Origin of the sequence: Pseudomonas sp. REST10 (genome assembly GCF_029542605.1) — a bacterium.
GTDB lineage: Bacteria > Pseudomonadota > Gammaproteobacteria > Pseudomonadales > Pseudomonadaceae > Aquipseudomonas > Aquipseudomonas khazarica.
Window position 1 is genome coordinate 1062811 of the sequence record NZ_CP035677.1, and the last position, 10379, is coordinate 1073189.

Annotated in this window: 13 protein-coding genes, 1 tRNA gene and 1 pseudogene; 5 read left to right on the plus strand and 10 right to left on the minus strand. The window is 66.2% G+C overall.

The genetic code is table 11. The features are described 5' to 3' along the window. Window positions 1-124 precede the first annotated feature (124 nt). Window positions 125-316, plus strand: a pseudogene (locus tag EWH21_RS23985) (integrase); the annotation flags it as partial. 8 nt (window positions 317-324) lie between these two features. Then, a tRNA-Sec gene (locus EWH21_RS04865) sits at window positions 325-420 on the plus strand. Window positions 421-517: 97 nt separating this feature from the next. Here EWH21_RS04865 and EWH21_RS04870 read toward each other — a convergent pair. Further along, on the minus strand, window positions 518-724 hold the full coding sequence (locus tag EWH21_RS04870) for a hypothetical protein (protein WP_080757014.1): 207 nt from the start codon (window positions 722-724) through the stop codon (window positions 518-520). A gap of 256 nt (window positions 725-980) precedes the next feature. Here EWH21_RS04870 and EWH21_RS04875 point away from each other — a divergent pair, with 256 nt between their 5' ends. After that, entirely contained in the window at window positions 981-1187 is a 207-nt protein-coding gene (locus EWH21_RS04875) for a hypothetical protein (protein WP_277699946.1), read from the plus strand. A gap of 114 nt (window positions 1188-1301) precedes the next feature. Here the strand turns inward: EWH21_RS04875 and EWH21_RS04880 are convergent, their stop codons facing one another. From EWH21_RS04880 to EWH21_RS04915, 8 genes are all read right to left on the minus strand, one after another. Then, window positions 1302-1763, minus strand: coding sequence for a glycine cleavage system protein H (locus EWH21_RS04880; RefSeq protein WP_047584418.1), 462 nt, complete (start codon window positions 1761-1763; stop codon window positions 1302-1304). Between the two features lie 8 nt (window positions 1764-1771). Beyond that, window positions 1772-2140 carry a DsrE family protein gene (locus EWH21_RS04885; protein ID WP_277699947.1) on the minus strand — a complete coding sequence of 123 codons (369 nt, stop codon included), beginning with the start codon at window positions 2138-2140 and terminating at the stop codon, window positions 1772-1774. After that, window positions 2137-2619: a GNAT family N-acetyltransferase gene (locus EWH21_RS04890; protein WP_277699948.1), complete on the minus strand. Its 483-nt coding sequence runs from the start codon at window positions 2617-2619 to the stop codon at window positions 2137-2139. The genes EWH21_RS04885 and EWH21_RS04890 overlap by 4 nt, the downstream gene beginning before the upstream one ends. Window positions 2620-2635: 16 nt before the next feature. Beyond that, the gene (locus EWH21_RS04895; protein ID WP_037046142.1) at window positions 2636-3190 is read right to left on the minus strand and encodes a DUF4136 domain-containing protein; all 555 of its coding nucleotides are present in this window, start codon (window positions 3188-3190) and stop codon (window positions 2636-2638) included. A gap of 21 nt (window positions 3191-3211) precedes the next feature. Then, window positions 3212-3793 (minus strand): DUF4136 domain-containing protein, encoded by a 582-nt coding sequence (locus tag EWH21_RS04900; protein ID WP_037046143.1) that lies wholly within the window; start codon window positions 3791-3793, stop codon window positions 3212-3214. A gap of 76 nt (window positions 3794-3869) precedes the next feature. Then, window positions 3870-4619: a methyltransferase domain-containing protein gene (locus EWH21_RS04905; RefSeq protein WP_047584413.1), complete on the minus strand. Its 750-nt coding sequence runs from the start codon at window positions 4617-4619 to the stop codon at window positions 3870-3872. After that, a complete protein-coding gene (locus tag EWH21_RS04910) occupies window positions 4616-4921 on the minus strand; it encodes a nucleotide pyrophosphohydrolase (protein ID WP_037046147.1) in 306 nt (101 codons plus the stop codon). Before EWH21_RS04910 ends, EWH21_RS04905 begins: the two co-directional genes overlap by 4 nt. A 210-nt stretch (window positions 4922-5131) precedes the next feature. Then, window positions 5132-5989: a MaoC/PaaZ C-terminal domain-containing protein gene (locus tag EWH21_RS04915; protein WP_277699949.1), complete on the minus strand. Its 858-nt coding sequence runs from the start codon at window positions 5987-5989 to the stop codon at window positions 5132-5134. 190 nt (window positions 5990-6179) lie between these two features. Between EWH21_RS04915 and EWH21_RS04920 the strand changes: the two genes are divergently transcribed. Further along, window positions 6180-7172, plus strand: coding sequence for an AraC family transcriptional regulator (locus EWH21_RS04920; RefSeq protein WP_210390414.1), 993 nt, complete (start codon window positions 6180-6182; stop codon window positions 7170-7172). Window positions 7173-7299: 127 nt separating this feature from the next. On the opposite strand, the gene EWH21_RS04925 is transcribed toward EWH21_RS04920, so the two are convergent. After that, window positions 7300-8655, minus strand: a complete 1356-nt coding sequence (locus EWH21_RS04925) for a 3-oxoacyl-ACP reductase (protein WP_277699950.1) — start codon at window positions 8653-8655, stop codon at window positions 7300-7302. A 225-nt stretch (window positions 8656-8880) separates the two neighbouring features. Here EWH21_RS04925 and EWH21_RS04930 point away from each other — a divergent pair, with 225 nt between their 5' ends. Then, the gene (locus EWH21_RS04930) at window positions 8881-10158 is read left to right on the plus strand and encodes an acetyl-CoA C-acetyltransferase (protein WP_134676947.1); all 1278 of its coding nucleotides are present in this window, start codon (window positions 8881-8883) and stop codon (window positions 10156-10158) included. The last annotated feature ends 221 nt before the right edge of the window (window positions 10159-10379 follow it).

Consider the following 10379-nt stretch of genomic DNA (forward strand, 5'->3'; position numbering starts at 1 on the left):
CCGCGCTCGGTCACTTGCTTGACCGCTTCGATTTTGAATTCTTCGGGGTAACGCTGGTTGCTCATGGCACCTCCTGATGGGCCTCATTATGAGGCTTGGAGGTGTCTAAGAAATCAGGGGCGATTCAAACGGTGGCAGCATCCTTTCTCTTCAGAAGATTCTTGGGCATTCTTCGTTGAGCATGACGATGCGCTACGCTCACTTGGCACCCGGACACATGCAGGATGTGTTGTCGTTCGGACCCAGTCGAGACTTTCGACACCTCTTCGACACTTCCGCGAACACTGATCGAGCAGAGCAAGAAAAAGCCTTGTGAATCAATAAGGAAGGCAATCACGCCCGGTGGCGTGGCCGGGCTTCAAACCCGGTGGGGGACGGCATCCGTTCCTGGGTGAGTTCGACTCTCACTGCCTTCCGCCACTTTCAAGACGTAGGTTCGCCCCCTCGTTGCTCGCTACAGGAGCCTGATGATCCTGCGAGGGGGAGGGGCGGTACCTGGTAGCGGATGATTGCCGGCTCAGGCGCGTTTCTCGCCTACGTAGGAGACCTCGTCGCGCAGCATGCGAAGGTCTACGGCATCCTGATTGAGGCGGTGGACGAGTCGGAGCATCTGCTGGCGCAGTACCTCATCCCGAGTGTTCTCTGCGGCGCGCATCAGCGCGAATGCCGCGTCTTCATTGTTGCTTGCTATGGAGTCTAGCGACTTGCGTACGTTGCGGATCAAGGTGAAACCCTCGGTTTAGACGCGTGCAAGGTAGGCAATGAATGTTACTGAAATGTTGCAGCGCATCAGCGTCGGACGAGTGGACAGGCCGAGAAACGCGGCTATCGTCATTTTTTTGCAATGTCGTAGAGGGAGATTGGAGCAGCACCCTGAGCAAGTGGGTGCTGCTCATACCTACTAGGCAAGGCCAACCGCATGGTTGGCCTTTTTTTTTACCCGACCTGCCGATCTGAACCCGTATACCGATGGAGGCAGCATGGATATCTCGATTGAAAAGGTTGAGAGCAAGGGGACCGAGCAATGGATCGTCTGTATAGGCTCGCTGAAGATGAGCTTCAACGATCAGCCGTCTGCAATGGCGTTCTCGAGCAAGTTGAAGGAACGGGTTGAAGCGCCCCACTCGCTGCCGGTGATCGACTCCGGGGCGTTCGAGCAGGTAGCCGAACTGGACTGCGTCAAATAGCGCTGGATGCTGCACGTCAGCGAAACTAGCCATGGCCACCGAACGACTGCGTCAAGAACAGCGCTGAAACAAGGGAACGGCAAAGCTGCTCGCCGTCGAAGCCCGCGCTTCGCTTCAGTCCCCGAGTACCTGAACGCCCTCTGCCTGCGGGTCGAAGCCGTCACGCGCCATCCGCTCGGCGAATGCCTGACGTGCAGCTGCGCCAGTGAGCAGTTGCGTTTTCAGCAGCGCCAGGTCATCGGCTATCAGCCTCACCAGCCAGCCGTTTCCATAGCAGTCCTGGTTGATCAGAGCCGGTCGCCGGACGACTTCGGCGTTGCTGCTGTGCAGGATGCCGCTCAGCGGGCTGCGTGCGGAGGAGGCGGCCTTGGCGAACTCCACGACGCCGAAGCTACGGTTCTGCTCGATGCGCTGACCGTCGCGCTTGGGCGTGAAGGCGAAGATCTGCCCGTATAGCGCGCAGCCATATGCGGTCAGACCCAGAGTGAGGCAGCCATCCGCTTCTTCGCGCAGCCACAGGTTGTGCTCCGGGGCGTAGAGCAGGTCATCGGGAAAGGCCAGGCCGTGCAGGTTCATGGCGGTCCTCAGAGGGTCAGCACGCGATCGTATTCCAGAATCATCTGCGCCAGTTCACCGCCACTGGCGATCTCGTCCAGCTCGGGGATCAGGGCGCTCTCATCGATGACGACGCCCGGCGCACGGCACATCAGCACGCGCGCTCCCGCCAGTTTCGCTTGCTGAATGAAGTGGCGAATCGGCTCGCCCTGTTCGCTGGCGCGCAGGGTGTCGGCGACCGACTGCTGTGCGAGCTGCGCGGCTTCACCACTGAGGAACAGGGTGACCTCGGCGTCCATGCAGGCCAGCAGGGTCGCGGTGTGAAAGGGTGCGGCACAGCGGGCCGGGGTGCTGGGGCCGCTGCTGACGATGATCAGCACACGCCGCACCGCACTCACAAGGGTTTCTCCAGTTGCACCAGGGCGACGCGGCTGCCATCCGGGGCGCGACGCTCGACGATGCCGACGGCGCGGTAGCCCATACGGCTGTAGAGCAGCAGGCCGCCCGCGTTGGCGTTAAAGCAGGACACCTTCATCAGCGGCACCTTGTAGTGTTCGCGGGCGATGCGCTCCATCACGCTGACCAGGTACTGCGCCACCCCCCGGCTGCGTGCCCAGGGTGCCACCATCAGGTTGCCCAGGGCGCAGAACTCGCCGTGTTGCCACTGGTAGAAGTTGGCGAAGCCGGCGATCCTGCCGTCCAGCTCCAAGACGACACTGTCGCGGCGCTCGGCGATGGCGGCGGCGAGCTGGCCGACGTCCAGCGGCCAGACGGCCTTGGGGTAGCAGAAGAACAGTTCATCGGCGTTCTGTGGAAAGCCGACCACGGTCTGGAGGTCGGCGGCCGTGGCGGGGCGGTGCTGCAGGTGGGCATTCACGCGCTGCGTTCCTCGTTCAGCGTGGTGGATATTGCGAGAGCACCTGGGTGACGGTGTCGCGGATCGCACGTTCCCGCTCGGCGGGGCTCGGCGGCTGGTTGCGCATGATCTGCTCGCCGCTGCCGCGCCAGACCAGCTTGCCGTCGCGGGCGTCGTACAGGTCGATCTGCAGGGTGGCGACCTTGTAGTCGACGCGCCGGGTTTCGGTGAAGGCCGGGCCGCCCCAGTAGCCTCCCCAGTACCCGCCCCAGCCGCCCCCGTACTGGGTGGTGATCTGGTCCTGGCGCTCGTCGACGATCAGTACGCTCTGTACCTTCAGGTCGCCCTGGCCGGCGCTGGCCTGGCGCAGGCCTCGCTGCTCGAGCTGGTCGGCGACGGCCTGGCTGATGCGGGCCTCGGTGATGTCGCTCTTGAGGCGCGCGTCATCGGGTTGGTAGAGCAGTTTGGCGTCCTTCCAGCTCCAGCTGCGATAGGCGGAGAAGTCGCGGCCGGGGTCGAAGTCGTGCTCCAGGCTGACGCTGGCGCAACCGCTCAGCAGCAGGGTGAGAAGCAGGTAGGGCAGGGCGCGCATGATGAGCTCCAGTGCGTTCGATCAATAGGGAGGGTAGCCGTCCAGCGCGGCCCGGATGGCCACGCGCATGGCCTCGGCCTGGGCGCTCTGGTCCTTGCCGGCGATGGCTTCGCCGCTGCCGGACCAGACCACCTGGCGGTCACGCGGGTCGATCAGCTCGATGCGTACCACGGCGACTTTCTGTTCGTAGGTACGCACGATGGGCACGCTGCCCCAGGCGCCGTAGTGGCGATCCCAGCGGCTGCCGGCACCGTAGTAGCCACCGACATCGTCGTAGTACTGGCGCTGGCGGGTTTCCTGGCTGATGCGGGCGCGCACCAGCAGATCGCCGGGGCCCTGCAGGGCGGGGCGCAGACCGTACTGGTCGAGGCCGGCGCTGACGCTTTCGGCCAGTTGCTCGCCGCCCGGCGCGCGGCCGTCGAGCCAGCTCCAGCTGCGGTAGCGGCCGTAGTCGCGCTGGGCCGCCGGATAGGCGCTGTGGTCGAAGGTGCTGGCCGCACCTGGGGGCGCCGGCGGCATCGGCAGCGATTCGGCCTGGTACGGATTCGGGCTCTGGCAGGCCGCCAGCAGGGGCAGGACGAGTAAGGCTATGGCGGTGCGCATGGTCGTCTCCGTGGTCGCGCGCGGCATCTCCGATGAGGTTCAGGCTACGCCGCCCGGCCTGCTTCGTCCAACGTGCTCAGCGCGGTCGGCAGATCCAGTGCAGGTAGCGGCCCAGGCCGGCGAAGGTGGGGTGGCGACGGTGCGCCAGCTCCATTTCCAGCAGGTCGACCAACTCGGCCTTGGCCTGGAACTCCTGCGGCATGTAGTCGTGGAACACGCGCACGCCGCTACGGCTTTCGACCTGCCAATGCTGCTCGAGTTGCGCGGCCAGTTCGCGCGGGTCGACGGGGCGTTGCGGGGTCAGGCTCTGGCCTTCACCGGCGAAGCGCTCCTTGCGCAGCTTGCGGAAGTGCCCCTTGAGCAGGTTGCGGTAGATCAGCGCATCCTTGTTGTAGAAGGCCAGCGACAGCCAGCCGTTGTTCTCGGTCAGCTGGTGCAGTACCGGCAGGATGGCGGCCGGTTCGGCCAGCCATTCCAGTACGGCATGGCACAGCACCAGGTCGTAGGGCTGCTGCAGCTGGCCGAGCAGTTCCTGCCAGGGGGCCTGGATGAAGGTGGCGCTCTGTCCGGCTTCGGCGAAGCGCTGGCGCGCGCCGATGAGCATCGGTTCGGCAGGTTCGGCGAGGGTAACGTCATGGCCGCGCTGGGCCAGCCACAGGCTCATGTGGCCGAGCCCGGCGCCAACGTCGAGCACGCGCAGCTTGCGCTCCGGCAAGGCTTCGGCCAGGTCGGCCTGGAGCACGGCCAGGCGGATCGCACCCTTGGCGCCGCCGTAGATCTTCTCGGCGAAGCGGGTGGCGAGTTCATCGAAGTGGCGGTCGCTCATTTGAGGAAGCGCCGTTCGTTGTCGGCGAGCTTGTCGAGCACCGCCTGATTCATGTCGAGGCCCAGTTCGCTGCACAGCTGCAGGAGATAGAGGACCACGTCGGCCACTTCCTGCCCCGCGTGGGCGAGCTGTTCAGGGGGCAGCTGGCGCGACTGTTCTTCGCTCAGCCATTGGAAGATCTCCACCAGTTCGGCCATTTCCACGCTGGCGGCCATGGCCAGGTTCTTCGGGCTCTGGTAACGGCGCCAGTCGTTGTGATCGCGAATGGCGTGCATGCGGGCGGTGAGTTCGGGCAGGTTCATCGGCTGGCTCCTTTCGAGCCGCATAGCTTCGGCGCGAACGCCATGCGCTGCAAGCGGAGTGTGTGGCCCGCATGCAACTCGGGGCCTCGCTTCGGCAGCCTTCCCTGAGCCTGTTCAGGCCAGGCGTCGATGCGCTGTTGCCGGCGATCACGCGCAGCCGCTGAGCGCCGGCAAGCCGGGGCCTGCACCAAGCGTGTTTGCCGCCCTGGGTCAGCGCTCCAGCGGCTGCCAGCTCCCGGCCATGTGCGGCGTATCCTGCTCGCCGATCAGGTGGAACTGGCCAGCGGGTGCAGCTGCACTGGCTTGCAGGGCCACGTGGGTGGGCAGCAGGACCGGTTTCTGGAAGCGCACCTCGACTTCGTAGCCGGCCAGCGGCAGGTGCTCCTGCAGCGCTGCCAGACTGCGCGCCTTGTTCCACAGCCCGTGGGCGATGGCGCGAGGGAAGCCGAACAGTCGCGCGGTGACGGCGAACAGGTGAATCGGGTTGTAGTCGCCGGCCACGCGCGCATAGCGGCGGCCGGTGTCGGCAGGGGCGGACCAGTCGGCCAGTGACGTCAGCTCCAATGGCGTTCGTTCGGTACGCGGTTGTATCTGGCCGTCGAGGCGCAGGGCGCGGCAGAGGATGCGGCTGTCGCCTTCCCAGAGCAGGCCGAGCTGGTCTTCCAGGCGGGTGATCAGGCCGAAGGTGGCGCCCTTGTCATGGGGTTGCAGATCGGCCACCTGCACGCTGACCTGGAACGGCCCCAGTCCGCCCAGCGGGCGCAACACGCGGATACGATTCTCCAGGTGCACCAGGCCCAGCAGCGGGAAGGGGAAGCGCCGGTCGGTGAGCAATTGCATCTGCAGGCCGAAGGCAAGCACATGCGGGTACACCGGCGGCAGGTAGGGGCTGTCATCGATGGCGCAGACCTGGCGATAGCGCGCCAGGTGCTGCGGGTCCACTTCCACGCGGCAGCGCAGGCCGAGGTCGGGCAGCTGGCGGCCGGTCACCTTGCGCCGCAGGGCTGCGCGCAGGAACAGGCCGGGCAGGGCCGGCGGGGTGTCGAGATCGAGCCAGTCGATGGCCATTGGACGAACTCCTTGGCGAATGGATGGCAGCAGCTTAACCGCCGCTGACGCGCTGGCATTGGCTGTGCTGCCTTGTGTGCATGCCGGGCAGCCAATCCCTCTGCTGCGCGGTTTGCGCACGGCGGCCCGCTGCCCCTAAGATGGCGCCGTTCACGAATAACGCTCACTAATAAAAAGAACAGCAGGAATCATGCGTGATCTGACCGACGATGTGGCGCTGATGCGCCCGGTAATAGATGCCCTGCGCGCCAGCGGAACCGACCCCGACCGTGTGCTGGTGCGGGTTGGCCTGCCTCCTGGCGGACTCCCGGCTGGCCGCTTCCCGCATGCCGCGCAGGCAGCGTTCTGGAAAGCCGCCAGCGAAGAGTGCGGCGAGGCGCATGTGGGATTGTTCCTGGCCGAGCATCTGCCGGCGTTCCATGGCCTGCTCCTGGAATACCTGTTTCTCTCCAGTGAAACCTTCGGCGCGGGTCTGCGCCATGCGCTGCGCTACGTGCGGCTGCTCTCCGATACCCTCAACGCCCATCTTGCCGTCGACGGCGAGATGGCGGTGCTGACCCTCGGTGTCGAAGCCGATACCCCGCGACACTTTCCGGAGATGCTCGCAGGCGCGGTGATCCGCCTGTTCGCCGCCTTGACCGAAAACGACTTTCGTCCACGTGAGGTGCGCTTCATGCACGCCGAGGGTGCGCCGGCCGAGCGCTACCAGGCGGTCTATGGTTGCCCGGTACGGCTGGGGGCCGAGGACTGCGCGCTGCTGTTCGACGCCGCGGTGCTGGACAAGGCTTCGCGCCATGCCGCCCCGGACCTGCTGCGCATGCACGAGTCTCTGGCGCGGCGGCAGCTGGCCGAGGTGGAGCGCCTGGACCTGGTACGCCAGGTACGCGAGCTGATCGCCGAGTTGCTGGTCGACGGTGGCGCGACGCTGGAACAGGTGGCCGGCCGCCTCAACATGCCTGCCCGACGCTTGCGCGAGCGCCTGGCGATGGCCGGCGTGCGCTTCAACGACCTGATCACCGATTACCGCTGCCGCCTGGCCAAGGACCTGTTGCTCAAGACCGACGAGCGTATCGAGGTGATCGTCGAGCGCACCGGCTTTTCCGAGCCGAGCACCTTCTACCGTGCGTTCAAGCGCTGGGTGGGGGAGACCCCGGTGGAGTTCCGCAAGCGCGGCAAGGCGTGACGCGGGAAGTGGCCGGCGCTTGAGTGGCGACGGTCGCCGCCCATCCCTGCCTAGCTGCACGCTTCTGTCGTAGTGCACCGAACCCCGACGCGCTCCTGATTGCAGGCTACGCGCCGGGTCGTTGCGGCTAGGCCCCGAGCAGGCTCTGTCCGCACACCCGCAGCACCTGCGCGGTGACTGCGCCGGAACCGGGCTGGGCGAACCAGGCCACGGCCTCGGCGACATCCTGCGGCAGGCCGCCCTGGCTCATCGAATTCATGCGGCGCCCGGCTTCGCGGATGCCCAGCGGAATGGCGGCGGTCATCTGGGTCTCGATGAAACCCGGCGCCACTGCGTTGATGCTGATGCCTTTCTTGCCCAGTGCCGGCGCCCAGGCCTGGGCGAGGCCGATGACCCCGGCCTTGCTCACGGCGTAGTTGGTCTGGCCCATGTTGCCGGCGATGCCGCTGATCGAGGCGATCAGCACCACGCGGCCGTTGTCGTGCAGCTTGTCGGCGTCCAGCAGCGCCTGAGTCAGTACCTGCGGCGCCTTGAGGTTGACGTCGATCACCGAGTTCCAGAATGCATCGCTCATCTTCGCCAGGGTCTTGTCGCGGGTGATGCCAGCGTTGTGCACGACGATATCCAGCCCCTCGGGCAGGGCTTCGATCAGACGCTGTGGCGCGTCCTCGGCGCAGATGTCCAGGGTCACGGCCTGGCCGCCCAGGCGCGCGGCCAGGGCCTGCAGCGCATCGGCCGCCTGCGGGACATCGAGCAGCACGACCTCGGCCCCATCGCGGGCGAGCACCTCGGCGATGGCGGCACCGATACCGCGTGAGGCGCCGGTGACCAGGGCTTTCTTGCCGGCCAGCGGTCGTGTCCAGTCCTTCACCTGTTCAGCGCAGGCGCCCAGGCGCAACACCTGGCCGGAGACGTAGGCGCTCTTCGGCGACAGGAAGAAGCGCAACGCGCCTTCCAGTTGCTGGTCGCCGCCCTTGCCGACATAGAGCAGCTGCACGCTGCCGCCACGACGGATTTCCTTGCCCAGCGAGCGGGTGAAGCCTTCCAGCGAGCGTTGCACGCTGGCGGCGATGGGGTCTTTGATCGACTCGGGTGCGCGCCCCAGCACCACCACACGCGGGCTGCTGGCCAGGCCCTTGAAGGTCGGCTGGAAGAAATCACGCAGTTCGATCAGCTGTTCGAAACGGGTCAGGTGGCTGGCGTCGAACACCAGGGCCTTGAGCCTGGGGCCGTGCTCGGCGGTCCAGCGCGGCAGCTCCAGCTGGCCCTCGCGCGCGGCGAACAGCTGGTCGGTGAGCTTGTTGGCGAACGGCAGCATGCTCTTCAGCAGGTCACCCTCGCCCCCGAACAGCAGGGCGCCGTCCACCGGTCTGACTCGGCCGGCCATCCAGCGCTCCAGGCGTACCGGGGCCGGCAGGCCGAGTGCGCCGACCAGGCGACGGCCAGTGGAGGAGTTGGCGAAGGCGAGGTAACGGTCGGACATGAAAGACTCCTGCGGACGAATCGGAAGTGCTGCCACTGTACGCGGCAGTCGGCAAAGCGCAATTGACTCTGTTGCCTCATGTGCCGGCAAGGCGGCCAATGTTCGCAACGGCGCGAGGTTTAGCCTGTGCGGCCAGAAGGCTAAAGTGTAAACCTGACATTCTCCGGGGGCCGGCTGACGCGCAGTCGCTCGTCTCTTCGCTCTCTCGACCAGCAAGGAGTCCTCATGACCCAGTTGCGCCGGGTCGCCATCGTAGGCGGCAACCGTATTCCGTTCGCCCGTTCCAACACCCTCTACGCCCGGGCGAGCAACCAGGAGATGCTGACCAGCGCCCTCGAGGGCTTGGTCGAGCGCTTCAACCTGCACGGCGAGCGCCTCGGCGAAGTGGTCGCTGGCGCGGTGCTCAAGCATTCGCGTGACTTCAACCTGACCCGCGAGTGCGTGCTGGGCTCGCGCCTGGCGCCGGAAACCCCGGCTTACGACCTGCAGCAGGCCTGCGGAACCGGCCTCGAAGCGGCGATCCTGGTGGCCAACAAGATCGCCCTCGGGCAGATCGACTGCGGTATCGCCGGTGGCGTCGACACCACCTCCGATGCTCCCATCGGCGTCAACGAAGGGCTGCGCCAGATTCTGCTGGAGGCCAATCGTGGCAAGAGCACCGGCGACAAGATCAAGAGCCTGCTGAAGATTCGTCCGCGCCACCTCGCGCCGCATATCCCGCGCAATGGCGAGCCGCGTACCGGGCTGTCGATGGGCGAGCACTGCGAGCTGATGGCGCAGCGCTGGGCCATCCCCCGTGACGAGCAGGACCAGCTGGCGCTGGCCAGTCACCAGAAGCTGGCGGCGGCCTATGCCGAGGGCTGGCAGGACGATCTGATGACGCCGTTCCTGGGCCTGACCCGCGACCAGAACCTGCGCCCGGACATCAGCGCGGAGAAGCTCGCCACGCTCAAGCCCTGCTTCGAACGCGGCCCGCGCGGCACCCTGACGCCGGCCAACTCCACGCCGTTGACCGACGGCGCTTCGGTGGTGCTGCTGGCCAGTGAAGAGTGGGCCAAGGCCCGTGGCCTGCCGGTACTCGCTTACCTGCGCGACGGCGAGGCGGCAGCGGTGGATTTCGTCCAGGGCAAGGAGGGGTTGCTGATGGCGCCGGTCTACGCCGTGCCGCGCCTGCTGGCACGCAACGGCCTGACCCTGCAGGACTTCGACTACTACGAGATTCACGAGGCGTTCGCCGCCCAGGTACTGTGCACGCTCAAGGCCTGGGAGGATGCCGAATACTGCAAGGAGCGCCTGGGGCTGGAGGCCGCGCTGGGCTCCATCGACCGCAGCAAGATGAACGTCAAGGGCAGTTCGCTCGCCGCCGGACACCCGTTCGCCGCGACGGGCGGGCGCATCGTCGCCAACCTGGCCAAGCTGCTGGCGGCGGCCGGCGAGGGGCGCGGGCTGATCTCCATCTGCGCCGCAGGCGGTCAAGGTGTGACCGCAATCCTCGAACGGTAATCCAATACGGGTGGCCACAAGTCATCGTGGTCACGCGATGTAAGCAACTCCGTGATTCGGGCGGCCCGCGTAGCGCGTGGCCGCCCTTTTTTTTGGTTCTTCGCGGAGTCTGGGGGAAGAGCGCGTTGACAGTCAGGGGAGTGGGTAAATTGGCAGTCGCCAAACGAACCAACCCCCACGCCCTGCTGCCACCGTGCATCCTATTGATCTTGCCCAGTTCT

Bases quoted from the DNA above. Each gene is read 5' to 3' on its own strand.
- EWH21_RS04895 (WP_037046142.1), bottom strand. From the start codon at position 3,190: ATGCGCGCCCTGCCCTACCTGCTTCTCACCCTGCTGCTGAGCGGTTGC.
- EWH21_RS04875 (WP_277699946.1), top strand. From the start codon at position 981: ATGGATATCTCGATTGAAAAGGTTGAGAGCAAGGGGACCGAGCAATGG.
- EWH21_RS04915 (WP_277699949.1), bottom strand. From the start codon at position 5,989: ATGGCCATCGACTGGCTCGATCTCGACACCCCGCCGGCCCTGCCCGGC.
- EWH21_RS04905 (WP_047584413.1), bottom strand. From the start codon at position 4,619: ATGAGCGACCGCCACTTCGATGAACTCGCCACCCGCTTCGCCGAGAAG.
- EWH21_RS04920 (WP_210390414.1), top strand. From the start codon at position 6,180: ATGCGTGATCTGACCGACGATGTGGCGCTGATGCGCCCGGTAATAGAT.
- EWH21_RS04900 (WP_037046143.1), bottom strand. From the start codon at position 3,793: ATGCGCACCGCCATAGCCTTACTCGTCCTGCCCCTGCTGGCGGCCTGC.
- EWH21_RS04930 (WP_134676947.1), top strand. From the start codon at position 8,881: ATGACCCAGTTGCGCCGGGTCGCCATCGTAGGCGGCAACCGTATTCCG.
- EWH21_RS04910 (WP_037046147.1), bottom strand. From the start codon at position 4,921: ATGAACCTGCCCGAACTCACCGCCCGCATGCACGCCATTCGCGATCAC.
- EWH21_RS04925 (WP_277699950.1), bottom strand. From the start codon at position 8,655: ATGTCCGACCGTTACCTCGCCTTCGCCAACTCCTCCACTGGCCGTCGC.
- EWH21_RS04880 (WP_047584418.1), bottom strand. From the start codon at position 1,763: ATGAACCTGCACGGCCTGGCCTTTCCCGATGACCTGCTCTACGCCCCG.